We start from the raw sequence: 25,329 nt of genomic DNA on the forward strand, positions 1-25,329 counted from the left end.
CGGGCTTCCGCCCGCTTGCGTATCTTACCAAAGGGAAGGGAATGTCGGATCGAATGCCATGACAAGCACGGGCTTGCCCGTCTCGCCCGTCGTGGTGCGGATGGCACGGAAGCCCGCTCGTCGATACGCCCGCACGGCGCGCTCGTTCGACGGGTCGGGATCGATGACCACCGCCGGATAGCGCCGCCGCAGATCGGCTGCGCGCAGGTTCAGATAGCGCGCGGCATGGCCCTGCCCCAGCATCCCCGGATCGCCCAGAAAGGTATCCATCGCACGGGTGCCGGGCGGGAATTCCGCATATTGCGGCATCGGGTCGTGATGGGCGGGGTAATCCTGCACATAGGCGAAGGGCCTGCCCTGATAGGCCACCAGCCGCAAATCGGCGGTGTCGCCGTCGATGTCGGCGTCGATCAGCGCGATTTCAGTGTCGGGGTCGCCCCACCAGGCGCGGACATGCGGCTGGTCCAGCCAGCCGCGCATCCGCGCGTAATCCGACCGCGTCAGCGGCGGAAAGCTGTAATCCGCCTCAGCTTGCATGACCGGACAGCGCGGCCGCGGCCGCATCCAGCCGCTTCAGCGCCTCGGCAATATCGGCGTCGGGGATGTTCAGCGCAGGCAGCAGCCGCACCACATTGTCGGATGCGGCGACGGTCAGCAGATGTTCCGCCATGCCCGCCTTCACCAGATCCGCGACCGGCGCCTTGCATTTCAGGCCAAGCATCAGCCCCTGCCCGCGCACGCTTTCGAACACGTCGGGATGTTCCGCCACCAGCGCCTCAAGCCCCTGACGGAACAGGCCCGCCTTGCGGTTGACCTCGGCCAGGAACGCAGGGTCCGAGACGATGCGCATGACAGCCCCGCCCACCGCGCAGGCCAGCGGGTTGCCACCATAGGTGGACCCATGGGTGCCTGCCACCATGCCGGAAGCGGCGTTTTCGGTCGCCAGTACCGCCCCCAGCGGGAAGCCGCCGCCGATACCCTTGGCGACCATCATGATATCGGGGGTGACGCCCGCCCATTCATGCGCGAACAGCTTGCCGGTGCGGCCCATGCCAGATTGCACCTCATCAAAGACCAGAAGCGCGCCGGTCTCGTCACAGAGGTCACGCAGTCCTTTCAGGCAGCTGTCGGGCAGCGTGCGGATGCCGCCCTCGCCCTGAACCGGCTCGATCATCACCGCTGCCGTGCGGTCTGAAATCGCCGCCCGCAGCGCCTCGTGATCGCCGAAGGGCAGTTGCCGGAAGCCCGGCATCAGCGGGCCGAAGCCCTTGACCATCTTTTCCGACCCCGCCGCCGCAATGGCGCCCGTCGACCGGCCGTGGAAGGCGCCATCAAAGCTCAGGATCTCGATCCGATCGGGCTGCCCCTTCTCGTACCAGTATTTGCGGACCATCTTGATCGCCAGTTCCGCCGCCTCGGTGCCGGAATTGGTGAAGAAAACGGTGTCGGCAAAGGTGTGCTCGACCAGTTGGTCGGCCAGCGCCTCCTGTTCCGGGATGCGATAGACGTTCGACACATGCCAGAGCTTTGCCGCCTGTTCGCTGATGGTTTTTACCAGCTCGGGATGGGCATGGCCCAGCGCATTGACGGCAATCCCCGAGCCCAGATCGAGGTAACGCCCCCCGTCCTCGGTGAAAAGCCAGCTTCCCTCGCCCTTCACGAAGGCAAGCGGCGCACGGTTGTAGGTCGGCAGGACGGAGGTAATCATGGATAATCCTCAGGCGGATGCGAGGCCATAGGGGTGCCAAAGGCGTATGCCCATGTCAACGCAAGGGTGTCATGTAGGGAGAGGGGGGCCGGATTTTCCGGGTCGCACCCGGAAGCAGAACGCGCGAAAGCGACGTCAGACGCGGTTGCGTCGGCGTCGGGGAAGCTGGAAAGGGCGAATCCGTGCATTCATGCCGTTGCGATAGCGCAAGGCCGGACGGCTGGCAAGCGTCTTGCAGCCGCCGCCACCGCAATCCCGGGTGGGCAGGCGCACAGGCCCCTGCGCTGCTGTCACCGTGCAGACTTTCTGCCAGCCCGCGACGGGCGCGAACACGGTTGCCCCGCGCCTTCTGATGAACGATAAGCTTCCCTGACGTTCCTCGGGGCCGAAGTCGGGACGGCAGGGTATGGGCCAGGCAGGCAGATATTTTGCGGGTATCGCGGCAGACGACCATGGAAGGAACCCAACGCGATACATGGGTTACGGCCGGATGCTGCTTCTGATCGACAACTACGACAGCTTTACCTACAATCTCGTGCATTATCTGGGCGAGCTTGGTGCCGATGTGGTGGTCAGGCGCAACGATGCGCTGGATGTGCAGGCCGCCATGGCGCTGCGCCCTGATCTGATTGTGCTGAGCCCCGGTCCCTGCGACCCGGCACAGGCGGGCATCTGCCTTGCGCTGACCGCCGCCGCCGCCGAGGCGAAGATCCCGCTGCTGGGTGTCTGCCTTGGACACCAGACCATTGGCGAGGCGTTCGGCGGCAACGTCGTGCGCTGCCACGAGATCGTGCATGGCAAGATGGGCACCATGCATCACAGCGGGCAAGGCGTGTTCAGCGGCCTGCCCTCCCCCTTCCTTGCCACCCGCTATCACTCGCTGGTGGTGGAACGCGAGAGCCTGCCGGATTGTCTGGAGGTCACGGCCTGGCTTGAGGATGGCACCATCATGGGCCTGCGTCACAAGACGCTGCCTATCGAAGGCGTGCAGTTCCACCCCGAAAGCATCGCCAGCGAGCACGGGCACCAGTTGCTGAAGAACTTCCTTGACCGCGCGCAGGTGTCGGCATGAGCGACCGGCTGAAGCCGCTGATCGGCACCGCCGCGACCCGCGCCCTGACGCGCGCCGAGGCCGAAACCGCCTTCGCCGCGCTGTTCGAGGGCGAGGCGACGCCCGCACAGATGGGCGGCTTCCTGATGGCGCTGCGCACGCGGGGCGAGACGGTGGATGAATATGCCGCCGCCGCCAGCGTGATGCGTGCCAAATGCCACAAGGTGAGCGCGCCCACGGGCGCCATGGATATCGTGGGCACCGGCGGCGATGGCAAGGGCACGCTGAACATCTCCACCGCGACGGCCTTTGTCGCGGCGGCGGCGGGGGTCGTCGTGGCCAAGCACGGCAACCGCAACCTTTCCTCCAAATCCGGCGCGGCGGATGCGCTTTCGGAAATGGGCCTCAACGTGATGATCGGCCCCGATGTAGTAGAACGCTGCCTGCATGAAGCCGGGATCGGCTTCATGATGGCGCCGATGCATCATCCGGCGATGCGCCATGTCGGGCCGGTGCGGGCCGAGCTGGGCACCCGCACCATCTTCAACATCCTCGGACCGCTGACCAACCCCGCCGGTGTGAAGCGGCAGTTGACGGGCACATTCAGCACCGCGCTACTGCGCCCGATGGCGGAAACCCTGCTGACACTGGGGTCAGAGGCGGCCTGGCTGGTCCACGGTTCAGACGGGACCGATGAAATCTCCATTGCCGGGCCGACCTCTGTGGCCGCGCTGGAAAACGGTACAATCCGCGAATTCGAGGTCAGCCCCGAGGATGCGGGCCTGCCGGTCCATCCGTTCGAGGCGATCCTCGGGGGCACGCCGCAGGAAAACGGCGCGGCCTTCCGCCGCCTGCTGGAGGGCGAGGAAGGTGCGTATCGTGATGCTGTTCTGCTGAACTCCGCCGCCGCGCTGGTGGTGGCAGGGCGCGCGACTGGCCTGCCCGAGGGCGTGGAAATGGCCCGCGAGGCCATCGACAGTGGCCGTGCGCTGCAAAAGGTCGAGGCGCTGGTGGCGCTGACCAACGGGTGAGCGGCCTCGACATCCCTGCAAGCTGGGCGGATCTTCCGTTCTTTCGGGACGACTGGCCCGCCTTGGCCGCACGGCTCAGCGTCACGCCCGGCTGGCAGCCGCAATCACCGTTCCGCGCCCTGGATCTGACGCCGCGTGACAGGGTGCGTGTGGTGATCCTCGGGCAAGACCCCTACCCCACACCGGGCCGCGCCACCGGCCTTGCTTTCAGCTTTCCGCCCGGCGCGGCCCCGCAACATTCGCTGAAGAACATCCTGACCGAGTTGCACGACGATCTGGGCGTCGCAAAATGCGACGGCGATCTGACCGGCTGGGCCGAACAGGGTGTCCTGCTGCTGAACGCCGTACTGACCGTGCCGCAGGGGCAGGCCAATGGCCACAAGGGCTGGGGCTGGGAAGCGCTGGTGCAGCAGGTGCTGGCCACCACCGCTGCCGACGGGCCGCGCGCCTTTGTCCTTTGGGGTGGGCCTGCGCAAAAACTTTGTGCAAAGCTGCCGCGAGACGGGCACCTGTTCCTTGAAAGCGCGCACCCCTCCCCCCTGTCGGCCTATCGCGGCTTTTTCGGCTCGAAACCGTTCAGTCAGGTAAACTGCTGGCTCGCGTGCACCGGCGGCACGCCGGTCGACTGGTCGGCCTGAGCCGGGTTTTCAACGCCGCCACGGCGCGCTAAGTCACTGGGAAGGAGATCGCCATGACCACCATTCTCGACCGCATCAAAGCCTACAAGCTGGAAGATGTTGCCGCCCGCAAGATCGCGCAGCCTCTGGCCGAGGTGGAAGCCGCCGCCAAGGCCGCCCCGGCCCCGCGCGGTTTTGCCCGCGCCCTGCGCGATGCCGCGACTTCGGGCTATGGCCTGATTGCCGAAATCAAGAAGGCCAGCCCTTCCAAGGGTCTGATCCGCGCCGATTTCGACCCGCCTGCCCTTGCCCGCGCCTATGAAGAGGGTGGCGCCACCTGCCTTTCGGTGCTGACCGACGGCCCGTCCTTTCAGGGCGACGACAGCTATCTCGCCGCCGCGCGCGAGGCAGTAAAGCTGCCCTGTCTGCGCAAGGATTTCCTTTATGACTCCTACAGCGTCGTCGAATCCCGCGCGCTGGGGGCCGATTGCATTCTGATCATCATGGCCTCGCTGGATGATGCCGAAGCGGTGGATCTGGAACAGACCGCTTTCGACCTTGGCATGGATGTGCTGATCGAGGTGCATGACCGGACGGAGCTTGAACGTGCCACGCGGCTGAAATCGCCGCTGCTGGGTATCAACAACCGCAACCTGCACACGTTCGAAACCACGCTGGACACCACGCGCGATCTGGCGCGGCGCGTTCCGGCCGACCGGCTGATCGTGTCGGAAAGCGGGCTTTATACCGCCGAGGATCTGGCCGACATGGCCCGCTATGGCGCGCGTTGCTTCCTGATCGGCGAGGCGCTGATGCGACAGGAAGACGTGACCGCCGCGACACGCGCGATCCTTGCCAATCCGCTGAAATCCGAAGGGGGGATGTGACATGTCCGGCCTGACGCATTTCGACGCCAAGGGCGATGCGCATATGGTCGACGTCTCCGACAAGGCGGTGACCTCGCGCCTTGCGGTGGCCCGCGGCGCGGTGCGGATGACGGCCGAAACACTGACACTGATCACCGAGGGCCGCGCCGCCAAGGGCGATGTTCTGGCCGTGGCGCGGCTGGCGGGCATCATGGGGGCGAAGAAAACTGCCGATCTGATCCCGCTGTGCCATCCTCTGCCCGTCACCAAGGTCGCGGTCGACCTGACCCCGGATCCCGCGCTGCCCGGCATTCAGGTCGAGGCGACGGTCAAGACCACCGGCCAGACCGGGGTGGAGATGGAGGCGCTGACCGCCGTTTCTGTCGCCTGCCTGACCGTCTATGACATGGTGAAGGCAGTCGAAAAGTCCATGCAGATTGAAGGCATACGCCTGATCCTCAAGGAAGGCGGAAAATCCGGCCGCTTCGAGGCCACGCCATGATTTCGGTTGAGGAAGCGCTGGCCCGCGTTCTGGCCCTTGCCACCCCGATGCCGGTGGAAACCGTGCCGCTGGCAGCAGCGGCAGGTCGCTGGATGGCCAAAGCTGCCGAAGCCCGACGCACCCAGCCGCCTTTCGCGTCCTCAGCCATGGATGGCTATGCAGTGCAGGGTCCGGCCGCGACAGGCGCGCGTTTCCGTGTGATCGGCGAATCCGCCGCTGGTCACGGGTTTGCGGGATCGGTGGGGCCGGGTGAGGCGGCGCGCATCTTCACCGGCGCCCCGGTGCCGGACGGAGCCACGCAGGTGGTGCTGCAAGAGGATGTCACCCGCGACGGCAATGACATTGTAATCGCCACAGCCTCCGCCAATGCGAATATCCGGCAGGCAGGCGATGATTTCGCGGCGGGTTTCCGGCTGCAACCGCGCCGGATTTCTGCCTCTGACGTGGCGCTTCTGGCCGCAATGAACCTGGCCGAAGTGCCTGCCCACCGACGGCCAGTGGTGGCGATTATCGCCACCGGGGACGAGTTGGTCATGCCCGGTGACACCCCCGACCCTGATCAGATCATTGCCTCGAACTCCTTTGCGATCAAAGCCTTGGCCGAAGGTGTTGGCGCCGAGGCACGGCTTCTGCCCATCGCCCGCGATACCGAGGCCAGCCTGCGGGCGGTTTTCGCGCTGGCGGAAGGCGCAGATCTGGTGGTGACCATCGGCGGTGCCTCGGTCGGGGACCATGACCTTGTGGCGAAGGTTGCCACCGATCTTGGCATGGAACGCGCCTTCTACAAGATCAGCATGCGCCCCGGAAAACCGCTGATGGCCGGGCGGCTGAACGGCATGCCGATGCTCGGGCTGCCCGGCAATCCGGTCTCTGCCATCGTCTGCGCGCATCTCTTCCTGCTGCCCTTGTTGCGGGCCATGCAGGGCGAGCCGGCACCGGCCCCCGCGCCGCGCCGCGCCGTGCTGGGCGCGGATGTCGCCCCGACCGGGCCGCGCACCCATTACATGCGTGCCCGCATCGAAGATGGGGTCGTCACCGCCTTCGACCGTCAGGATTCCGCTTTGCTGAGCGTACTGGCCGAAGCGAATGCGCTGCTGATCAGGCCCCTGGGAGACGGCGCCCGCAAGGCGGGAGAGGCTGCCGATTACCTGCCAATCTGACGGAAGGCCTTGACACAAATCGGGAACGCGGGCAGAACATAAGGCAAACACCCTTGACCCTGGTGGAAGGATTTGCCCGATGCTCACGCGCAAGCAACTGGAATTGCTGGATTTCATTCGCGTCCGCATGGATCGGGATGGCGTTCCGCCCTCCTTCGATGAAATGAAGGAGGCGCTGGACCTGCGGTCCAAGTCCGGCATTCACCGCCTGATCACCGCGCTGGAGGAACGGGGCTTCATCCGCCGCCTTGCCCATCGCGCCCGCGCCATCGAAATTGTCAAACTGCCCGAGGCGATGGAGAAGCCGGGTTTCACTCCCCGCGTGATTGCCGGTGACCGGCCTGCTGCCCCGCAACCCGCCACGGCCATTCCGGTGCAGGTGCACGCCGTGGAGCTGCCCGTGATGGGCCGCATCGCGGCGGGCGTTCCGATCGAGGCGATCTCTGAAATCTCGCATCACGTTGCTGTGCCCGGAGGGATGCTCTCCGGCAGCGCCCAGCATTACGCGCTTGAGGTCAAGGGCGATTCGATGATTGAGGCCGGGATCAACGATGGTGATATCGTTGTCATCCGCGAACAGGGCACGGCCGAGAATGGCGATATCGTGGTGGCGCTGGTTGAAGACAGCGAGGCGACGCTGAAACGCTTCCGCCGCAAGGGAAACATGATCGCGCTGGAAGCGGCAAACCCGCTTTATGAAACGCGTGTGTTTCCCGATCACATGGTCAAGGTGCAGGGCCGCCTTGTCGGGCTGATCCGCAGCTACTGACCCTTCGCCAGCGGGCGCACAGGCCGGTCCAACCAGCGCGCCGCCATCGTCTGCGCGTGTTTCCCGTGCCAGATGCGGGTGGTATCGCGGGCCGGTTGCAGGCGCAGCCGGTCGCCATCAGGCGAAAGCGCAATGCCTCCGCTGCGGCGCAGCTGCCCGATGTCGATCACGATGCATCCCTCCGGCGGTGTGGCGATCTGCGCGGCAGTGATAACCAGATCATTGGCTGCGCAGGCAGCGGGCAGCTTTTCTTCCGCGCCCTTGCCGCGCAGATGAACCCCGCTCCATTCGCCCAGATAAAATCGCCGCTCTGACGCAGGGCCGGTAAAACCCTCCCGTTTCGCCGCGATTGGCTGCGAGACAAGATCGCCATCATTCTCCAGCCAGTTCTGCGCGGCAAAGCCCGCCCCGCGCGCAGCGGAAAGGGCCCTGCCCTGCGGCCCATAGAGGCCAACAAGCAATCCATCCGGTGAAATCAACAGCGCCGGACGCTCTGCCTGCGTCCAGACGCCCAGGCCGAGCGCGATGGCAAGAACGCCGGGCAGCCGGAACCAGCGCCGCCCCACCGCCATCCCGATGCCGCCCAGAGCGATGAGCGGCAGGGCCAGCGGCCCCGGTGCCGGAACTGGCGTCACGGCCCCATCCAGGCCAGCAACCATATGGGATACATATAAAATCCAGCGCGCCCCCCACCCCATGACCATCAGCGGCAGATCCGCCAGACCGAAGGGGGCAAGCAGGGCCGCAATCGCACCGGCGGGCATCACCACCATGCCCATGACCGGCACGGTCAACACATTGGCCAGCAGCCCATAATCTGCGATTCTGTTAAAGTGAGCGGCGGCGAAGGGGGCCGTTGCGATCCCAGCCAGCGCCGAAGACAGGACCAGTGTAAGGACTGGCAGCGCCCATCGCGGGACCAGACCACCTGTCAGCGCGCTGTGCAGGGCGCCAAACCCCGCCACCAGCGCGGTGGTCGCGGCGAAGGACATCTGGAACCCCGGCGTCAGCAGGGTCTCCGGGCGAAGGCACAGCAGGATCGTTGCCGAGATCGCCACCGAGCGGAGCGACAGGGCCCACCGATCCAGTAGCACGGCGCCCAGCATGACGCAGATCATGATGCAGGCCCGCTCGGTTGCCACATTGGCGCCCGACAAAAGCAGGTAGAAGATCGCCACCGGCAGCGACAGGGCTGCGGCAACCTTCTTTGTGTTCAGCCGCAGGGCAATGTGCGGCACCAGCGCAAGCCCGCCCCGGATCAGCGCAAAGACAAATCCGATCAGAAAGGCCATATGCATGCCCGAGATCGCCAGAAGATGCGCAAGGCTGGAGGCGCGCAGATCCTCGATCGCCGCGCGGCTGAAGCCGGAGCGATCACCTGTCATCACCCCGGCGGCAAAAGCCCCCGGATCGCCCCGGATTCGCGCCTGAATGCCTGCTGACAGCGCCGCGCGCAGCCGGTTCAGCCCCTGCTCGCCTCGGCCCGGCGGGGCCAGCATCAGCAGCGGATGACGAGAATAGCCAATTGCGCCAAGCCGCTGAAACCACGCCACGCGGCGGAAATCGAAGCCGCCGGGTTCGACCGGATCGCCCGGCGGGGCAAGATGAGCGGTGATCTGCACCCATTGCCCGGGTGCGGGGGCAAACCGGGGCGCCACCTGCAAGGCGATGCGTACGCGCGCCGGTATGCGGCGCGGCGCCACCTCTGAAAGCTGCACATTGTCCAGCGTCAGCCGCAGCGCATCGGATTGCGAGCGGTCCAGCGCGACGATACGCCCCTCGATCGGACCATAATACCGGAACTCCAGCACCGGCGCGGCAACGAGATGCGCGCGCACGCCAGCCACGATGCCGCCAAGTGTCAGGCAGGCCACGGCCACCCAGAGCGGTTGCGCCGCCTCCGGCCCGAAGCGCCACAGACCGGCCATGAGCAGAACCAGACCGCCTGCCACGAGATAAGTTGCAAGCCCCGGCTCCACCGGCAGCGCGAACCAGAAGCCGATCCCGGCGCCAAGAAAGACCGGCACCCAGGGAAACAGGATACCCCGCGCATCGGCCACCGCTCCCGCCAGCCGCCCCAGGATGCCCCCGCGCACCGCCACCTTGTTTCCGGGCCTCCGCTCGCCTATCAGATGCCCAACGCTAGCGCGCCAATGGTTTCCGAAAGGTTAAGTCGCATGACCGGACACGTCGTCACCCGCTTTGCCCCCTCGCCCACGGGTTATCTGCACATCGGCGGCGGCAGGACGGCGCTGTTCAACTGGCTGTTTGCCCGTGGCCGGGGAGGCAAGTTCCTGCTGCGGATCGAGGATACTGACCGCGAACGCTCGACCCCCGAGGCGACGGCGGCGATCCTGCGCGGGCTGGAATGGCTTGGCCTCGACTGGGACGGCGACGTCATCAGCCAGTTCGAGCGGCGCGACCGCCATGCCGAGGTGGCGCATGCCATGCTTGCGCGCGGCACAGCCTACAAATGCTTCAGCACGAGGGAAGAAATTGAGGCCTTCCGCGCCGAAGCCGAAGCCAAGGGCAGCTATGCAGTGTTTCAAAGCCCCTGGCGTGACGCCGATCCGGCGACGTATCCAGACCGGCCCTTCGCCATCCGCATGAAAGCACCGCGCGAAGGCGAGACGGTGATTGATGATCAGGTGCAGGGCCGCGTCGTCATCAAGAACGAGACGCTGGATGACATGATCGTCCTGCGCTCGGACGGGACGCCGACCTATATGCTGGCGGTGGTGGTCGACGATCACGACATGGGTGTGACCCATGTGATCCGGGGCGATGACCACCTTGTGAACGCGGCCCGCCAGCAGATGATCTATGACGCGATGGATTGGTCCGTTCCAGTCTGGGCGCATATTCCGCTGATCCACGGACCGGATGGCAAGAAACTGTCAAAACGTCACGGCGCACTTGGCGTCGAGGAATATCAGGCCATGGGTTACCCCGCCGCGGGCATGCGCAATTACCTGACCCGACTGGGTTGGGCACATGGCGATGCCGAGTTCTTTACCAGCGAACAGGCGATGGAATGGTTTGACCTGAAGGGAATCGGCCGCGCACCCGCCCGACTGGATTTCAAGAAGCTGGAGAATCTGTGCGGCCAGCATATCGCGGCCAGCGACGATGCTGCATTGCTGCATGAACTGGAGGCCTATCTGGCCGTCGCAAACCTTCCGGCGCTGTCCGAACACCAACGCGGCCTGATGCTGGCGGGTATGTCCAGCCTGAAAGAACGTGCCAAGACCTTCCCGGAACTTCTTGAAAAGGCGCGGTATATTCTGACCACCCGCCCTGTGGCGCGCGACGAGGCTGCCGAGAAGGCGCTTGATCCGGTATCCCGTGGTATACTGTCTTCATTGACGCCGCGCCTGCGAAATGCTAGCTGGACGAAGGAAGATCTTGAAGCCATTCTGACCGGGACCGCAGCCGAACACGGGCTGGGCTTCGGCAAGCTGGCTGCTCCGCTGCGTGCCGCCCTTGCCGGACGCACGGTCAGCCCCAGCGTCTATGACATGATGCTTGTCATCGGTCAGGACGAAACGATTGCGCGGCTGGAGGATGCCGCGGCCTGATTGCCGCACCCTCCCTGCCCGAAGATTTGGCCACGGCGCCCTCACGGCGCCGGGCAGCAACGCAGAGGGATGTAGAGATGGCAGAGACCAACAGGACCGCGACGCTGACATTCGACGACAAGGTCATCGACCTGCCGATCCATTCGGGCACGATTGGCCCCGATGTCATCGACATCCGCAAGCTGTACGGTGAAGGTGACGTGTTCACCTACGATCCGGGCTTCACCTCGACCGCCGCCTGTGACAGCGCCATCACCTATATCGACGGCGACAAGGGCGAGCTGCTGCATCGCGGCTATCCGATCGACCAGCTGGCCGAGAAATCGCATTACCTTGAAGTCTGCTATCTGCTGCTGAACGGCGAACTGCCGAATGCTGCACAGATGAAGGACTTCGAGACCCGCATCACCCGGCACACCATGGTGCACGAGCAGATGCACTATTTCTTCCGGGGCTTCCGCCGCGACAGTCACCCGATGGCGACCATGGTGGGTGTGGTCGGCGCGATGTCGGCCTTCTACCACGACTCGACCGACATCAATGACCCGTGGCAGCGCGAAGTGGCCGCGATGCGGCTTATCGCCAAACTGCCGACCATCGCCGCAATGGCCTACAAATATTCGGTGGGTCAGCCCTTCGTCTATCCGAAGAACAGCCTCGATTACGCCGCGAACTTCCTGCACATGTGCTTCGCTGTGCCCTGCGAGGATTATGTGGTGAACCCGGTGCTGTCGAAGGCGATGGACCGGATCATGATGCTGCATGCCGATCACGAACAGAACGCCTCGACCTCGACGGTGCGTCTGGCCGGGTCGTCGGGCGCCAACCCCTTCGCCTGCATCGCAGCCGGCATCGCCTGTCTGTGGGGGCCGGCCCATGGCGGCGCCAACCAGGCGTGCCTGGAAATGCTGCGCGAGATCGGCACCGTGGATCGCATCCCGGAATATGTGGCCCGCGCCAAGGACAAGAACGATCCGTTCCGTCTGATGGGCTTCGGCCACCGGGTTTACAAGAACTTTGACCCGCGCGCCAAAGTGATGAAGGAATCCGCCGACGAGGTGCTGGGCCTGCTGGGGATCGAGAACAACCCGACCCTGCAAGTCGCCAAGGAACTGGAGCGCATCGCGCTGGAAGACCCCTACTTCATCGAGAAGAAGCTTTACCCGAACGTCGACTTCTATTCGGGCATCATCCTCGATGCGATGGGTTTCCCGACCTCGATGTTCACCCCGATCTTCGCGCTGAGCCGCACCGTCGGCTGGATCAGCCAGTGGAAAGAGATGATCGGCGACCCGACGCAGAAGATCGGCCGCCCGCGTCAGCTCTATACCGGGCCGACCTTCCGCGACTATGTGGATGTGCATCACCGCTGAGACCGGCGAAACGCGAAACAGGGGCGGCCTTCGGGCCGCCCTTTCGCTTGCAGGCGGCGACACAGCAGGTGAAAAGAGGGCATGACGCAGACACCCCGCCTCTGGCTGATCGACAGCGCCCGCACGCTCGCCCTGCTGGGGATGGCGGCCTTCCATCTGGTGTTCGACCTGCAAATGTTTGGCTTCGTGCCGCCCGGCACGGCGGTCAGCGGCTTTTTCTACTATCACGCACGGATCGTGGCGGGGTCATTCCTGTTCCTCGCCGGAATGGGACTGTGGCTGGCGCATGGGCAGGGCATCCGATGGCCCGCCTTCTGGCGCCGCTGGGGCAAGATCGCGGCGGCAGCGGCGCTGGTATCGCTGGCCACCCGTATCGCCATGCCTGATTTCTGGATCTTCTTCGGCATTCTGCACAGCATCGCGGTGGCCAGCCTGCTGGGCCTCGTGTTCCTGCGCCTGCCGGGGCTGGTCAACCTTGCGCTTGGCCTCGCCGTGGTCTGGGCCGCATGGCCCTTGCCGCCGCTGCTGGAATGGCAGGCGCCCGCCCTTCGGTTTCTGGGCCTGACGACATTGCCGACCTATACGATGGATTTCGAGCCGCTGGTGCCGTGGTTCGGCCCGTTCCTGGCCGGAATGGGTATTGCCCGGCTGATCGCCCCCGTCCTGCCCCGGCTGGCACAGATTTCACCCGAAGGGTTGGGCTGGCTTGCCTGGCCGGGGCGGCACAGTCTGGCGGTCTACCTGATCCATCAGCCGGTGCTGATCAGCCTTGTCTGGCTGGCGGCGCAGATCCTGCGCTAGCTGCGTCCGTCCAGCGACATCAGCGGCGCGTAAAGCCCGGGCCTGCGATCCCGGAACAGCCCCCAGCTCGCCCGCAGTGCGGCGATTTCCGCCAGATCTACCGTGGCCGTCAGGATTTCCTCGGTGTCACGGCTGGCCTTCGCCAGCAATTGCCCACGATGATCGGAAATGAAGCTCGATCCATAGAAGGTCACATCCACGCCTTCCGGCGCCGTTTCCGTGCCGATGCGGTTAGAGGCGACCAGCGGCAGGATATTGGCCGCCGCATGGCCGCGCATGACCATTTCCCAATGCGGCTGGCTGTCATAGCCCGGCGCCGGCGGCTCAGAGCCGATGGCGGTCGGGTAAAGCAGCACCTCGGCCCCCATCAGTGCCATGGCGCGGGCACATTCAGGGAACCACTGGTCCCAGCAGATGCCGACGCCCAGCCGCCCCGCCGCCGTCTCCCACACCCGGAAGCCGGTATCGCCGGGAGAGAAATAGAACTTCTCCTCATAGCCCGGACCCTGCGGAATATGGCTTTTGCGATAGATGCCCAGCACCCTGCCATCGGCGTCGATCAGCGCCAGCGAATTGAAGAAGGCCTGCCCTGCGCGTTCAAAAAACGACACCGGCAGCACCACGCCCAGCTCGCGCGCAAGGTCCGAAAACCGCGCGATCAGCGGATGCCCCTCAGCCTCGGCGGCGAGGGCAAAATATTCCGGCCGCTCCGTGATGCAGAAATATGGGGCGGCGAACAGCTCCTGAATCAGCACGACGCCGGCGCCCTGCCCGGCGGCCTGCCGCACCAGCGCCTCGGCCCGGTCGGCATTGGCAGGCAGATTCCAGGAACAGGCGAATTGCGTGGCGGCTAGGGTCAGCGCGGACATGACAGCCTCTTTGATCAAATTGCCATATCAAAGTGACGCAGCGTCTCGCAGCACGCAAGCCCTCTCGACAGGCGGCGTGCGGCTTGCAAGAAACCGGCTATGACCGACATGCCCCCCATCGCCCGCACCCCCGCCGATCTGCCCAGCCGCGACACGTTGCTGTCGATGTCGGGGCTGGAGTTCATGCAGAAGGTGCTGGCAGGCGATCTGCCACATCCCGCCATCGCCGGGGTGATGGGCTGCCGGATCACCGAGGTGGAGCCGGGCCGCGTGCTGGTGCGTGGCACGCCGGGTTTTCAGCACACCAATCCGTTCGGTGCCGTACATGGCGGCTGGTATGGCACGGTGCTGGATACCGTTCTGGGCTGCGCGGTGATGACCGGCGTGCCGCAGGGGCGCTGGTATACAACGCTGGAATACAAGGTGAATATCACCCGTGCCCTGCCCGTCGGGATGGAGGTCGAGGCTGAGGCGCTGCTAGATCACGCAGGCCGGTCCACCGCCGTGGCGCATGGCACCATCCGGGGTCTGGAGGACGGGAAGGTTTATGCCACCGGCTCGACCACCTGCATCATCATGGCGTGAAGGCGCGGCGCCAGAAGCCCGCGCGCTTTGGCACCGATGACAGCGCCGTCGGGTGAACCCTTTCCGATCTGTCGCGCCCGATGATCCGGGGGCGGCGCAACAGGAAGGCCCCGCCGAAGCCACGCCATGTGCCCACCATCGGTGCTGCCGGATCACAGGGAAACCGCGCGCGCCAGCCGGGCGGCAGGCTCAGCCCGCAGGCCTCCGCCCTTTCCAGCATCCAGACCAGCGGGATATTGGCTAGTGGGCGCGCGGCCTCGAAATCGCCGATCTGGCCGCCGATATCGCCATGGCTGCCGCGAAACCAGACCTGTTCGACATTGCCCTCCCATCCCGGCGGACAGGTCCAGAGCACCGGCTCAAACACCTCGCGCGTTTCATGCAGCGCCAGTGCGTGAAAGCCATGGCGGACAGAGGCCCCGAGCTGATGGTTGTGGAAGGCGTGGCGGCGTTCGGTCAGCATCCAGAGGCCCGGCAGCCGCAGGCCCAGCGCCTTCACCGTATCCCAGACCCCGACCATCTGGATCGGAGCCGCCGGATGGCAGAAGCGGGTCACAAAGGCGCGTGACGCCGCGCTGTCCGGTCCGCGTTCATAGTGGCGATAGGCCAGCGTCACATTGCGCTCGGTCGCGTTGTCATGGGTCAGCAGGCCCACCCGGTCGATCACCCCGGCAAGGCTGCGCACCGCATAGGCGCCACGGGAATAGCCCATCAGGAAGATGCGGTCGCCGGGGCGATAGTGGCTCGCCAGATAGCCATAGGCGCGGCGGATCTGCCGGTTGATGCCGCGCCCCTGCATCACATCCAGCGTCTGCCGCCAGTTCTGCCATTGCAGGCCGGGTTCATAATAGACTGATCGGCGATTGCCCGGCGCCGGTTCGCGCAGCAACAGGTAGGCAAAGCCCGCGTTGCTGTGGCTGTCCGGCTCCAGCGAGGCAAGCGTACCGTCAAGGATGATCACATGATCCACCACGCCGCGTCGCGCACCGGGCGGCGGCGGGTCGGGCGGATCAGTCTGCACCACCGGATGACGGCGCAGCCAGTGGCGCAGACGGTCAATCAGACGCATCGCGCGCCTCCGCCAGCGCGGCCCAGATCCGCGCCGGGGTGAAGGGCATTTCCACCCGCGCGCCCAGCGGCGCCAGCGCATCGGCCACCGCATTGGCGATCACCGGCAGGGCACCCACCGTTCCCGCCTCGCCACAGCCTTTCATGCCCAGGGGGTTGGTGGCGGTTGGCGAAGGTTCCGAGGCGAAGCGGATGAACGGCAGGTCCGAAGCGCGCGGCAGCGCGTAATCCATGAAACTGCCGGTCAGCAACTGCCCCTGTGCGTCGAAAACCGTCTCTTCCATCACCGCCTGACCGAAGCCCTGCGCCACCCCGCCCTGCACCTGCCCCTGCACCAGTTCCGGCGCGATCAGCGTGCCGAAATCATCAACCGCCGTATAACGATCCAGCCGCAACGCGCCGGTTTCGGGGTCGATCTCCACCTCGGCGGCATGGGCGCCATTGGGGAAGCTGCGCCCCTCCAGCCTGGTCGTCGCGGAATGGCGCAGCAGGTCGGCCCGACCTGCGGCGCGCGCCTGATCGGCAACTTCGATCAGAGTGAAGGCAAGATTACGCCCCTCGGCCTTCAGCACACCATCAGCATAGCGGAAAGGCACGCCTTCGCGTTCCGCCAGCCAGGATGCAAAGGCATCGGTCATGGTGGTGACCGTAGCCCGCATCGTCGTGCCCTGCACGGTGACCGAGCGGGAGCCGCCAGTGCCGCCCCCGCGTGCGATGCGGTCGCTGTCACCCTGCACCACGGTAATGGCACTTTCCGGCAGGCCGGTCAGGTCGGCCAGCATGCGGGTATAGACCGTCTCATGCCCCTGCCCGTTCGACTGTGTGCCAACGTAAAGGATCACCCCGGTTTCGGTAAATTCCACCGTGGCGGTTTCCTCGGGCGCGCCCATGATCGCCTCGACATAAAGCGCCATGCCCCGCCCACGCAGCAAGCCGCGCGCCGCCGAATCCGCCCGCCGGGCGGCAAACCCTGCCGCATCCGATTCCGCCGCCAGCCGCGCCAGCAGACGCGGGAAATCGCCGCTGTCGATCACCTCGCCATTCCAGAAGCTGTAAGGGAACTGCCTGATCACATTGCGTGCGCGCAGGTCCTCGGGCGGCAGGCCAAGCTCCCGCGCGGCGGCATCCATGGCGCGTTCCAGCGTCAGGATCGCCTCGGGCCGCCCCGCGCCGCGATAGGCATCAACCGGGGTGGTGTTGGTATAGACCCCCTCCGCCCGCAAATGCACCGCCTGCACGTCGTAGACCCCGCTCAGCACCTTGGCAAACATCTCCGATTGAACGCCCTGCCCGAATTGCGAGTTATAGGCGCCAAGGTTTGACACAAGATTGACGCGGCAGGCCACCAGCCGGAAATCGGCGTCGAACCCCAGTTCCGAGGTCGCCTCCAGATCGCGGCCCGCATTGTCGGACAACATGGATTCGCCACGATCCGCCATCCAGCGCAGAGGACGGCCCAGCATCCGCGCGGCGGCACCAAGGCAGATATATTCCGGGTAGGGCATGGCCTTCATGCCGAAGCCGCCGCCGACATCGGGGTTGGTCACCCGCACCGCATCCGCCGGCAGGCCAAGCTGGCGGGCAAGTTCCGCCTTCTGGCCCCAGACACCCTGCCCGTTCACCGCCAGATGCAACCGGGTGCCATCCCATTCCGCCCAGGCACCGCGCGGCTCCATCGACGCCGGGGCAATGCGGTTGTGGCGGGTGGTAAACCGGATGCGATGCGCGGCGGCAGCCAGCGCCGCCTCCACCGCCCCGCCATCGCCCTGCTCATGGGTGAAGGCATGATTGCCCGGTGCCTCGGGGTGGATGGTCGGCCCGCCCTCGGGGAAAAGCGCAACCGGCAGATCGCGCAGGTCGGCCTCGATCATCTCCACTGCGTCGCGCGCCTGATCGGGGGTTTCCGCAACCACCATGGCCAGCGCCTCGCCGACATGCCGCACCCGTCCCAGCGCCAGAACGGGCCGCTCCGGTCCGGCGCCCTTGCTGCCGTCAGGCTGCGTCACGCGATAGCCGCGCATGCCCAGAACGACCCCCGCCCCGGCCAGACGCTCTGCCGTCAGGACCAGCTGAACGCCCGGTGCCGCCTCTGCCGCCGTTACATCCAGCGACCGGATTTCGGCATGCGCCACCGGGCTGCGCAGGAAGGCCACCCACAAAGCGCCTTCCGGCACGATGTCCTCCACATAGCGCCCCTTGCCAGTCAGAAACCGTTGATCCTCCAGCCGCCCCTGCGCTTTGCCAAACATCGCCATCCCCTTGTCCTGTCAACGGAATGGTAAACGCCCGGCGGGACAAGTCCAGCCGGGCGCGCGATGTTTTGAAAGACTGTCCTGAAAGACAGAGGCCGCACTCAGACCTTCAGCGACAGCACCGTCGCGATGGTCAGTTCGCCAAAGCCGTTGAAGCGGGTGTTGGTGGCCAGCGAATAGGCACCCATGCCGTGAATTACCAGATAATCGCCCTCGGCAATGTCCTCGGCCAGCATCAGCTCGCCGGGAATCCGGTCTACCGAATCGCAGGTCGGGCCAAAGACGATGCGCGAGGCCAGTTCACTGTCACGGCGCTTGCCGACGGCATCCACCACCTCGATCCGGTCTATCACGCCCACCAGCGGCAACTCGGCCAGCGCGCCATAGACGCCATCGTTGAGGAACACATGCTGCCCGTCGCGCACCGCCTTGACCTTGGCGATATGTGTGAAGGCATCGCCGCAGAGGCCCCGGCCCGGCTCGCACACCAGCATCGGACGCTGGTCACCAAAGGCTTCGGTCGCCACGCGGTCGATCAGGTCAAAGGTTTCCTCGATCTGCGGCACCACGGCTTGCAGGCGGTGGTTCGGAAAACCGCCGCCGACGTTCAGCCGCGCCACGGTCACGCCCGCCTCCTGCGCGATGTCAGCGGCCGCGCGGATGTAAGCCTCCCAGGCATGCGGGTCGGTGCATTGCGTGCCGGGATGGAAAGTCAGCGAGGGAATGAACCCCGCCTCGGCCGCGCGTTTCAGCAGTTCCGCCGCCAGTTCCACCGTCGCACCGAACTTCGCGCCGAAGTTATAGGCCGCGCCCGCCACCGGCAGTTTGAAACGCACCGAGATTTCACAGCCCTCAGCCGGAACCATCTCGATCAGCTTTTCCAGCTCCGAGGCCGAATCGACGGAATAGCTTTTCACCCCCATCTCGACCGCCACCGCAATCTCGGCGCGGGCGCGCACGGGGTTATTGTAATGCATCGCCGCATCCGGCGCGATACGCCGCACCAGCCGCATCTCGTTCGGGCTGGCCACGTCAAAGCCACGCACCCCGGCGGCCGAGAGATTCTCGATCACCACATCAGCGGGGTTGGTCTTGACCGCATAGGTCACCATGCCCGGAAAGCCGTCGATGAAGCGGCGCGCTGCCGCCTGCAACACGGCAGGCGAGAAGAACAGCACCGGATTCTCCGGCTGCACGGTACGGATATATTCGGTCGGGTTGGACCAGATCGTTTTGGAAAGTCCCATCGGCGTGTCCCTTCTGCCAACAGAACGCAAGCGGCCATTGCCCGGTTCCCACCGGGAGCCAGCACCTGCGCGGTCATTACAACCAGGCCAGGTGCGTATGAGCCGCCCTTTTCCTGAAAACGTGGAATGCGCATATGGGACACAACTTCACCGATGAAAACCACAAAAACTTAGTGTATCGGTGACAGAATGACGAAATAGCCGGGCGAATTGCATGGACGAACTGGATCGCAACATAATCGGGCTGCTGGGGGCGGATGCCCGCATGTCGGTGGCCACACTGGCCCGACGCATGAAGGTCGCCCGCTCCACCGTGCAGGCGCGGCTGGAGCGGCTGGAGACCACCGGCGTCATCGCCGGATACACGCTGAAACTGGGCGAGGCGGCGCGGCAGGGCCGGTTGCGGGCCAGCGTGCTGCTGACCATAGAACCCCGCGCCCAGGCGGCGATTCTGACGCGGCTGAAGTCGATTGCCGAGATCGAGCGGGTCTTTACCACCTCGGGCCGCTATGACCTTCTTTTACAGGTGGCCGCGCCTTCGACGCAAGTGCTTGATCAGGTGCTGGACCAGATCGGGGCGCTGACCGGCGTGGTCAGTTCCGAAAGCCTGATCCATCTGTCGACGAAATTCGACCGGGCGGTGTGACCCCGGCTGCGCCTGGCGCAAATTTCTTTCCAAAGAAATTTGCAAAAGTTTTCCTGAAAACTTTTGCGCGCGGCTTCAGCGGAGTGTGAACAGGTCGACGAAGGCCTGCCCTTCCTCGGGGTCACCTTCGAACCCGATCATACCCTGCGCCGTGGCAGTCAGTGGCTGCGGGCCATAGATCGCCGCCGCCATCGCATTGGTGCCGCCGCTGAACTGCAAGGTGGCGGGGCCATTGCCGCGCTCCACCTTGAAGCGGCCCGGCCCGGTGCGGATGGTGAAGCTCTCCTCCCCCAGACGCATCGCCACCCGGTGCTCGCCTGCCCGCGCCCTTGCGCAGGTGGCGCGCATCGACAGCATCAGCGCGGTCGGGCTGATGAACAGGCGCGGGTCGTGCCCCGGCTGGCGCGCGCCCCAGATGCACAGCGCCCGCAGCACCGGCCAGAGGGCCAGCCCCGCTTCTGTCAGCCGGTAAAGCTGCACCTTGGCGGGTTCCGGCATCTGCTCGCGCGTGACCACGCCCGCCGCCTCCAGCCCTTCAAGCCGCTGCGTCAGGACATTGGCGCTGATCCCCGGCAGCCCCTCGCGCAAAGCGCCGAAACGGCGCGGGCCCAGCATCATCTCGCGCACCACAAGCAAGGCCCAGCGATCCCCGATCAGATCCAGCGCATGGGCCGCGATACAGCCTTCCTCATAGCTTCGCCCCGATGACATCGCGCCCCTTGGTTAGTTTATATAACTTTTAGTTGCTTTTCATAACTACACCCGCCACCCTTGGCCCTGCAAGTGTCTGGAGGGTGCACGCATGGCTTACATTGACGGTTTCGTCATTCCGGTCAAAACCGAAGACCGCGAGATCTATCGCGACCACGAAGCGAAATGGTGGCCTTACTTCCGCGATGAAGGCGCGCTGTCGCTGGTCGTTGGCTGGGGGGACGACGTACCACCCGGCAAGCACACCGATTTCCTGCGCGCGGTCGAGGCCAAAGAGGATGAAACCGTGGTGCTGTGCTGGATGATCTGGCCCGACAAGGAAACCCGCGGCCGCGCCTACGAGAAGATGATGAAGCTGGCCGAGGAAGATCCGGCCGAATTCACCAATATGCCCTTTGATGGCAAGCGCATGATCTTTGGCGGCTTTACCCCGCTGTTGATGGAAGGAGCAGCGAAATGAGCGCACACGGCGCCCCCTGCTGGTATGAGCTGACCACCGGCGCTGTTGCCCGGTCGCAGGCGTTTTATGGCCCGCTTCTGGGATGGGACTTTCAGGATGCCGGGATGGAAGGCTTTTCCTACATCCTGGCTCTGCGCGACGGCGCCATGGTGGCGGGCATGATGGAACCCGACACGCCGATGCCAGAGTTCTGGATGGTCTATTTCGCGGTCGGGGATTGCGCCGCTGCCTGCGACAAGGTGACTGCGCTTGGCGGCAAGGTGTTCCGCGCGCCCGAGCCGATCCCCGGCACCGGCATTTTTGCCATTGTTGTCGATCCGCAGGGCGCCGCCTTCGGCCTGCTTCAACCGCTGGAGGGGCAGCAGGGCGCGGCCTTTGACCAGATGAAACAGGGCCACGGCAACTGGCACGAATTGCACAGCACGGACCCCGAGGCGGGCCTTGCCTTCTATACCGCGCTGCTGGGCTGGACCCCTTCAACGGCCATGCCGATGGGCGAGATGGGCAATTACCAGCTTTTCGCCCGCGAAGGTCGCGACATTGGCGGCATGATGCGGTTGCAAAGCGAGGGGGTGCCCTCGCACTGGCTGCCCTATTTCGGTGCGCCCTCGATCAAGGCCGCGATGGCACAGATTGCCGAACTGGGCGGCCAGGTGTTGCATGGCCCGCAAGAAGTGCCCGGCGGCGCTTTCATCTGCATGGCGCAGGACAGCCGCGGCGCGCATTTCGCGCTGGTCGGCGGCGCCTGAGCCACAGCCGGAAAACACGCGCGGCGGCCGGAACCGGCCGTCGCGCCCCTTCCCCTCGGGCGGCGCATTGGCTACATCCCTTGGCAACGAAAAGGGGAACGATCATGCCGATGGAAAAGACCTTCAACGCCACCGAGGCCGAAGCGCGCATTTCGAAGCAATGGATCGACGGCAAGGCCGGGCGGGCCGGTGCCAATGCCAAGCCGGGCGCGCCTGCCTTCTCCATCATGATCCCGCCGCCCAACGTGACCGGCAGCCTGCATATGGGCCATGCCTTCAACAATACGTTGCAGGACATCCTGACCCGCTGGCACCGCATGCGCGGCGATGACACGCTCTGGCAACCCGGCACCGATCACGCGGGCATCGCGACGCAGATGGTGACAGAACGGGAAATGGCGAAGAACCAGGAACCCTCGCGCGCCGAAATGGGGCGCGAGAAGTTCCTCGAACGGGTCTGGCAGCAAAAGGTCAAATCGCGCGGCACGATCATCGGCCAGTTGCAGCGGCTTGGCGCCTCGTGCGACTGGGACCGCGAAGCCTTTACGATGTCCGGCGCCCCCGGTGCGCCGGAAGGCGAGACCGGCAATTTCCATGATGCCGTGATCAAGGTCTTTGTCGATATGTATCGCAAGGGCCTGATCTATCGCGGCAAACGCCTCGTGAACTGGGACCCGCATTTTGAAACCGCGATTTCCGACCTTGAGGTCGAGAATATCGAGGTCGCGGGCCATATGTGGCATTTCAAATACGAACTCGCGGGCGGCGAGACCTATGAGTATGTCGAGAAGGACGAAGACGGCAATGTGACCTTCCGCGAGAAGCGGAACTACATTTCCATCGCGACAACCCGCCCCGAAACCATGCTGGGTGATGGCGCGGTCGCGGTGCATCCTTCGGATACGCGCTATGCCCCCATCGTCGGCAAGATGGTGAAACTGCCGCTGTGCGACCGTCTGATCCCGATCATCACCGATGAATACCCCGATCCGAATTTCGGCTCGGGCGCGGTGAAGATCACTGGCGCGCATGATTTCAACGATTATCAGGTCGCAAAGCGCGCGGGCCTGCCCTGCTACCGGCTGATGGATACCCGTGGCCGGATGCGCGCCGACGGGGCGCCCTATGCCGAGGCGGTGATCCGCGCCCGCGAAATCGCGGCCGGTTCCCCCACAAATGAATCCGAAGTGGACAGCCTGAACCTCGTCCCCGAGAAATATCGCGGCATGGACCGGTTCGAGGCCCGCAAGGCGGTGATCGCCGACATCAATGTCATCGGCCTTGCTGTCACCGTGATGATCAGGGAAACCGACCCGGAGACGGGATCGGAGCATCTGCGGCTGGAGCCGGTGGTCGAGAACAAACCGATCATGCAGCCATTCGGGGATCGCTCGAAAGTCGTGATCGAGCCGATGCTGACGGACCAGTGGTTCGTCGATACCGCAAAGATCGTGGAACCCGCGCTGGAGGCGGTGCGCTCGGGCAAGGTCAGGATCATCCCGGAATCGGGCGAAAAGACCTATTACCACTGGCTTGAGAATATCGAGCCCTGGTGCATCTCGCGTCAGCTCTGGTGGGGTCACCAGATCCCGGTGTGGTATGGGCTGGATGTCTGGCCGACCGGCTTCCGCGATGACGAGGGCGACAATGCGCTGGACGAGGTGGAGCTGTTCCGCCTGCTCGCCGATGGCGCCTTTAACCATGCCGATCCGGTCTACCACTGTGCCCATGACCTTCAGGCTGTGGCCCAACGCTTCATGGATGACCTCGCGCCCCTGCCCGCGCCGCTGAACCATGCCCGCGTGGTCGAGGTGGAAAACCGTGATGCGGCGGTCGAGGCACTGGCGAAGGCTTTGGCCGATTACAACCTGACGCAAGACCCGACGCATCTGGTGTATCCGGTGTGGCGCGACGCCGATGTGCTCGACACCTGGTTCTCCTCGGGCCTCTGGCCCATCGGCACGCTGGGCTGGCCCGAACAGACCCCGGAACTGGCGCGTTATTTCCCGACCAGCGTTCTGGTCACTGGCCAGGACATCCTGTTCTTCTGGGTCGCCCGCATGATGATGATGCAATTGGCGGTGGTGGATGATATCCCTTTCCACACCGTCTATCTGCATGGCCTCGTGCGCGACGCCAAGGGCAAGAAGATGTCCAAATCCCTGGGCAACGTCATTGACCCGCTGGAAATCATCGACGAATACGGCGCCGATGCGCTGCGTTTCGCCAATGCCGCCATGGCCTCGCTTGGTGGCGTTCTGAAGCTTGATACCCAGCGCATCGCCGGTTACCGCAACTTCGGCACGAAGCTCTGGAACGCCTGCCGCTTCGCCGAGATGAACGGCGTGTGGGAGGGTCACACGACCCAGGCCACCGCCCCGCAGGCCAGTGCCACCGCGAACAAGTGGATCATCGGTGAAACCGCCAAGGCGCTGGCCGAGGTCAACGCGGCGCTGAATGATTTCCGCTTCGATCAGGCGGCAGACGTGCTTTACAAATTCGTCTGGGGCAAGGTCTGCGACTGGTATGTCGAATTCGCCAAACCGCTGTTCGACGGGGATCAGGCGGCCGAGACGCGCGCGACAATGGGCTGGGTGCTGGATCAGTCCATGATCCTGCTGCATCCGTTCATGCCCTTCATCACCGAGGAACTCTGGTCCACCACCGGCAAACGCGACGGGATGCTGGTCCATGCCGACTGGCCGTCCTTCGGTGCCGAACTGATCGACACAGAAGCCGACCGCGAGATGACCTGGGTCACCGGGCTGATCGACGATATCCGCTCGGCCCGCACGCAGATGCATGTGCCGGTTGGGCTGAAGCTCGACATGCTGGCGCTGACGATGGATACCGCCGCCCGCGCGGCCTGGGATCGCAACGAAGTGCTCATCAAACGGCTCGCCCGCATCGAAAGCCTGGCGGATGCCGCCACCGCCCCGAAAGGTGCGCTGTCCATCGCGGCCGAGGGCGCCAGCTTTGCCATCCCGCTGGAAGGCATCATCGACATCGGCGCCGAAAAGGCGCGGCTGGTGAAGGCGCTTGAGAAACTCCAGAAAGAAATCGCGGGGCTGAAGGCGCGGCTCGACAATCCGAAGTTCATCGCCTCCGCCAAGGAAGAGGTGGTGGACGAGGCCCGCGCCAATCTGGACGCCCGCGAAGACGAGGCCGCCAAGGTCGCCGCCGCCGTCGCCCGTCTGGCAGAGATCGGCTGAGGCATTTTCTGTCGGAAAATATCCTCAGGGGGTGAATGCGCCGCAAGGCGCAGAGGGGGGCAGACAGCCCCCTT

Annotated in this window: 23 protein-coding genes; 15 read left to right on the forward strand and 8 right to left on the reverse strand. The window is 65.0% G+C overall.

Translation table 11 applies throughout. The annotated features are described in order from the left end of the window. Nucleotides 1-24: 24 nt before the first annotated feature. On the reverse strand, nucleotides 25-564 hold the full coding sequence (locus IE126_RS02315) for a GNAT family N-acetyltransferase (protein ID WP_189380073.1): 540 nt from the start codon (nucleotides 562-564) through the stop codon (nucleotides 25-27). After that, nucleotides 527-1,708 (reverse strand): aspartate aminotransferase family protein, encoded by a 1,182-nt coding sequence (locus tag IE126_RS02320; RefSeq protein WP_189380074.1) that lies wholly within the window; start codon nucleotides 1,706-1,708, stop codon nucleotides 527-529. The genes IE126_RS02315 and IE126_RS02320 overlap by 38 nt, the downstream gene beginning before the upstream one ends. Nucleotides 1,709-2,198: 490 nt before the next feature. On the opposite strand from IE126_RS02320, the gene IE126_RS02325 reads away from it, so the two are divergent. From IE126_RS02325 to lexA, 7 genes are all read left to right on the forward strand, one after another. Beyond that, nucleotides 2,199-2,780 carry an anthranilate synthase component II gene (locus IE126_RS02325; RefSeq protein ID WP_189380075.1) on the forward strand — a complete coding sequence of 194 codons (582 nt, stop codon included), beginning with the start codon at nucleotides 2,199-2,201 and terminating at the stop codon, nucleotides 2,778-2,780. Further along, nucleotides 2,777-3,790 (forward strand): anthranilate phosphoribosyltransferase, encoded by a 1,014-nt coding sequence (gene trpD, locus IE126_RS02330; protein WP_189380076.1) that lies wholly within the window; start codon nucleotides 2,777-2,779, stop codon nucleotides 3,788-3,790. Before IE126_RS02325 ends, trpD begins: the two co-directional genes overlap by 4 nt. After that, on the forward strand, nucleotides 3,787-4,428 hold the full coding sequence (locus tag IE126_RS02335) for a uracil-DNA glycosylase (RefSeq protein WP_189380077.1): 642 nt from the start codon (nucleotides 3,787-3,789) through the stop codon (nucleotides 4,426-4,428). The genes trpD and IE126_RS02335 overlap by 4 nt, the downstream gene beginning before the upstream one ends. A gap of 53 nt (nucleotides 4,429-4,481) precedes the next feature. Next, nucleotides 4,482-5,294, forward strand: a complete 813-nt coding sequence (gene trpC, locus IE126_RS02340; RefSeq protein ID WP_189380078.1) for an indole-3-glycerol phosphate synthase TrpC — start codon at nucleotides 4,482-4,484, stop codon at nucleotides 5,292-5,294. 1 nt (nucleotide 5,295) lies between these two features. Then, the gene (gene moaC, locus IE126_RS02345) at nucleotides 5,296-5,775 is read left to right on the forward strand and encodes a cyclic pyranopterin monophosphate synthase MoaC (protein WP_054301841.1); all 480 of its coding nucleotides are present in this window, start codon (nucleotides 5,296-5,298) and stop codon (nucleotides 5,773-5,775) included. Then, nucleotides 5,772-6,935, forward strand: coding sequence for a molybdopterin molybdotransferase MoeA (locus IE126_RS02350; protein WP_189380079.1), 1,164 nt, complete (start codon nucleotides 5,772-5,774; stop codon nucleotides 6,933-6,935). Before moaC ends, IE126_RS02350 begins: the two co-directional genes overlap by 4 nt. 79 nt (nucleotides 6,936-7,014) lie before the next feature. Then, nucleotides 7,015-7,704 (forward strand): transcriptional repressor LexA, encoded by a 690-nt coding sequence (gene lexA / locus IE126_RS02355; protein WP_054301839.1) that lies wholly within the window; start codon nucleotides 7,015-7,017, stop codon nucleotides 7,702-7,704. Here the strand turns inward: lexA and IE126_RS02360 are convergent. Then, nucleotides 7,698-9,806, reverse strand: coding sequence for a ComEC/Rec2 family competence protein (locus IE126_RS02360; RefSeq protein ID WP_189380080.1), 2,109 nt, complete (start codon nucleotides 9,804-9,806; stop codon nucleotides 7,698-7,700). The two genes, lexA and IE126_RS02360, sit on opposite strands and share 7 nt — an antisense overlap. A 75-nt stretch (nucleotides 9,807-9,881) precedes the next feature. Between IE126_RS02360 and gltX the strand changes: the two genes are divergently transcribed. The 3 genes from gltX (at nucleotide 9,882) to IE126_RS02375 (ending at nucleotide 13,456) form a co-directional block, all read left to right on the forward strand. Further along, nucleotides 9,882-11,282, forward strand: coding sequence for a glutamate--tRNA ligase (gltX, locus tag IE126_RS02365; RefSeq protein WP_189380081.1), 1,401 nt, complete (start codon nucleotides 9,882-9,884; stop codon nucleotides 11,280-11,282). A 77-nt stretch (nucleotides 11,283-11,359) separates the two neighbouring features. Next, nucleotides 11,360-12,655 (forward strand): citrate synthase, encoded by a 1,296-nt coding sequence (gene gltA / locus IE126_RS02370; protein ID WP_054301836.1) that lies wholly within the window; start codon nucleotides 11,360-11,362, stop codon nucleotides 12,653-12,655. Between the two features lie 81 nt (nucleotides 12,656-12,736). After that, nucleotides 12,737-13,456, forward strand: a complete 720-nt coding sequence (locus IE126_RS02375; RefSeq protein WP_054301835.1) for a heparan-alpha-glucosaminide N-acetyltransferase — start codon at nucleotides 12,737-12,739, stop codon at nucleotides 13,454-13,456. On the opposite strand, the gene aguB is transcribed toward IE126_RS02375, so the two are convergent. Next, a complete protein-coding gene (gene aguB / locus IE126_RS02380; protein WP_189380082.1) occupies nucleotides 13,453-14,325 on the reverse strand; it encodes an N-carbamoylputrescine amidase in 873 nt (290 codons plus the stop codon). The genes IE126_RS02375 and aguB overlap by 4 nt on opposite strands. A gap of 108 nt (nucleotides 14,326-14,433) precedes the next feature. On the opposite strand from aguB, the gene IE126_RS02385 reads away from it, so the two are divergent. Further along, the gene (locus tag IE126_RS02385) at nucleotides 14,434-14,910 is read left to right on the forward strand and encodes a PaaI family thioesterase (protein WP_108128366.1); all 477 of its coding nucleotides are present in this window, start codon (nucleotides 14,434-14,436) and stop codon (nucleotides 14,908-14,910) included. Here the strand turns inward: IE126_RS02385 and IE126_RS02390 are convergent. The 3 genes from IE126_RS02390 to IE126_RS02400 all read right to left on the reverse strand — a co-directional run bounded on the left by IE126_RS02390 (nucleotide 14,900) and on the right by IE126_RS02400 (nucleotide 19,477). Beyond that, nucleotides 14,900-15,979, reverse strand: coding sequence for a DUF2235 domain-containing protein (locus IE126_RS02390; RefSeq protein ID WP_189380083.1), 1,080 nt, complete (start codon nucleotides 15,977-15,979; stop codon nucleotides 14,900-14,902). The genes IE126_RS02385 and IE126_RS02390 overlap by 11 nt on opposite strands. Then, nucleotides 15,966-18,233 (reverse strand): xanthine dehydrogenase family protein molybdopterin-binding subunit, encoded by a 2,268-nt coding sequence (locus IE126_RS02395; RefSeq protein WP_189380084.1) that lies wholly within the window; start codon nucleotides 18,231-18,233, stop codon nucleotides 15,966-15,968. The genes IE126_RS02390 and IE126_RS02395 overlap by 14 nt, the downstream gene beginning before the upstream one ends. A 98-nt stretch (nucleotides 18,234-18,331) precedes the next feature. Next, the gene (locus IE126_RS02400) at nucleotides 18,332-19,477 is read right to left on the reverse strand and encodes a type III PLP-dependent enzyme (RefSeq protein WP_054301831.1); all 1,146 of its coding nucleotides are present in this window, start codon (nucleotides 19,475-19,477) and stop codon (nucleotides 18,332-18,334) included. A 214-nt stretch (nucleotides 19,478-19,691) separates the two neighbouring features. On the opposite strand from IE126_RS02400, the gene IE126_RS02405 reads away from it, so the two are divergent. Then, a complete protein-coding gene (locus tag IE126_RS02405) occupies nucleotides 19,692-20,123 on the forward strand; it encodes an Lrp/AsnC family transcriptional regulator (protein WP_054301830.1) in 432 nt (143 codons plus the stop codon). Nucleotides 20,124-20,198: 75 nt separating this feature from the next. On the opposite strand, the gene IE126_RS02410 is transcribed toward IE126_RS02405, so the two are convergent. Next, nucleotides 20,199-20,834 carry a winged helix-turn-helix transcriptional regulator gene (locus tag IE126_RS02410; protein WP_189380085.1) on the reverse strand — a complete coding sequence of 212 codons (636 nt, stop codon included), beginning with the start codon at nucleotides 20,832-20,834 and terminating at the stop codon, nucleotides 20,199-20,201. Nucleotides 20,835-20,925: 91 nt separating this feature from the next. On the opposite strand from IE126_RS02410, the gene IE126_RS02415 reads away from it, so the two are divergent. The 3 genes from IE126_RS02415 to IE126_RS02425 all read left to right on the forward strand — a co-directional run bounded on the left by IE126_RS02415 (nucleotide 20,926) and on the right by IE126_RS02425 (nucleotide 25,255). Beyond that, entirely contained in the window at nucleotides 20,926-21,294 is a 369-nt protein-coding gene (locus IE126_RS02415; RefSeq protein WP_054301828.1) for a DUF1428 domain-containing protein, read from the forward strand. After that, nucleotides 21,291-22,043 carry a VOC family protein gene (locus tag IE126_RS02420; protein ID WP_054301827.1) on the forward strand — a complete coding sequence of 251 codons (753 nt, stop codon included), beginning with the start codon at nucleotides 21,291-21,293 and terminating at the stop codon, nucleotides 22,041-22,043. The genes IE126_RS02415 and IE126_RS02420 overlap by 4 nt, the downstream gene beginning before the upstream one ends. Before the next feature lie 104 nt (nucleotides 22,044-22,147). Beyond that, a complete protein-coding gene (locus tag IE126_RS02425) occupies nucleotides 22,148-25,255 on the forward strand; it encodes a valine--tRNA ligase (protein ID WP_189380086.1) in 3,108 nt (1,035 codons plus the stop codon). Nucleotides 25,256-25,329 lie beyond the last annotated feature (74 nt).

It is taken from the genome of Gemmobacter nanjingensis (assembly GCF_014652195.1).
GTDB classification, from domain to species: domain Bacteria; phylum Pseudomonadota; class Alphaproteobacteria; order Rhodobacterales; family Rhodobacteraceae; genus Gemmobacter; species Gemmobacter caeni.

Coding starts and splice junctions, on each gene's coding strand:
- IE126_RS02315 (WP_189380073.1), bottom strand. CDS start 564: ATGCGGCCGCGGCCGCGCTGTCCGGTCATGCAAGCTGAGGCGGATTAC.
- IE126_RS02320 (WP_189380074.1), bottom strand. CDS start 1,708: ATGATTACCTCCGTCCTGCCGACCTACAACCGTGCGCCGCTTGCCTTC.
- IE126_RS02325 (WP_189380075.1), top strand. CDS start 2,199: ATGCTGCTTCTGATCGACAACTACGACAGCTTTACCTACAATCTCGTG.
- trpD (WP_189380076.1), top strand. CDS start 2,777: ATGAGCGACCGGCTGAAGCCGCTGATCGGCACCGCCGCGACCCGCGCC.
- trpC (WP_189380078.1), top strand. CDS start 4,482: ATGACCACCATTCTCGACCGCATCAAAGCCTACAAGCTGGAAGATGTT.
- moaC (WP_054301841.1), top strand. CDS start 5,296: ATGTCCGGCCTGACGCATTTCGACGCCAAGGGCGATGCGCATATGGTC.
- IE126_RS02350 (WP_189380079.1), top strand. CDS start 5,772: ATGATTTCGGTTGAGGAAGCGCTGGCCCGCGTTCTGGCCCTTGCCACC.
- lexA (WP_054301839.1), top strand. CDS start 7,015: ATGCTCACGCGCAAGCAACTGGAATTGCTGGATTTCATTCGCGTCCGC.
- gltX (WP_189380081.1), top strand. CDS start 9,882: ATGACCGGACACGTCGTCACCCGCTTTGCCCCCTCGCCCACGGGTTAT.
- gltA (WP_054301836.1), top strand. CDS start 11,360: ATGGCAGAGACCAACAGGACCGCGACGCTGACATTCGACGACAAGGTC.
- IE126_RS02375 (WP_054301835.1), top strand. CDS start 12,737: ATGACGCAGACACCCCGCCTCTGGCTGATCGACAGCGCCCGCACGCTC.
- aguB (WP_189380082.1), bottom strand. CDS start 14,325: ATGTCCGCGCTGACCCTAGCCGCCACGCAATTCGCCTGTTCCTGGAAT.
- IE126_RS02385 (WP_108128366.1), top strand. CDS start 14,434: ATGCCCCCCATCGCCCGCACCCCCGCCGATCTGCCCAGCCGCGACACG.
- IE126_RS02390 (WP_189380083.1), bottom strand. CDS start 15,979: ATGCGTCTGATTGACCGTCTGCGCCACTGGCTGCGCCGTCATCCGGTG.
- IE126_RS02395 (WP_189380084.1), bottom strand. CDS start 18,233: ATGGCGATGTTTGGCAAAGCGCAGGGGCGGCTGGAGGATCAACGGTTT.
- IE126_RS02400 (WP_054301831.1), bottom strand. CDS start 19,477: ATGGGACTTTCCAAAACGATCTGGTCCAACCCGACCGAATATATCCGT.
- IE126_RS02405 (WP_054301830.1), top strand. CDS start 19,692: ATGGACGAACTGGATCGCAACATAATCGGGCTGCTGGGGGCGGATGCC.
- IE126_RS02410 (WP_189380085.1), bottom strand. CDS start 20,834: ATGTCATCGGGGCGAAGCTATGAGGAAGGCTGTATCGCGGCCCATGCG.
- IE126_RS02415 (WP_054301828.1), top strand. CDS start 20,926: ATGGCTTACATTGACGGTTTCGTCATTCCGGTCAAAACCGAAGACCGC.
- IE126_RS02420 (WP_054301827.1), top strand. CDS start 21,291: ATGAGCGCACACGGCGCCCCCTGCTGGTATGAGCTGACCACCGGCGCT.
- IE126_RS02425 (WP_189380086.1), top strand. CDS start 22,148: ATGCCGATGGAAAAGACCTTCAACGCCACCGAGGCCGAAGCGCGCATT.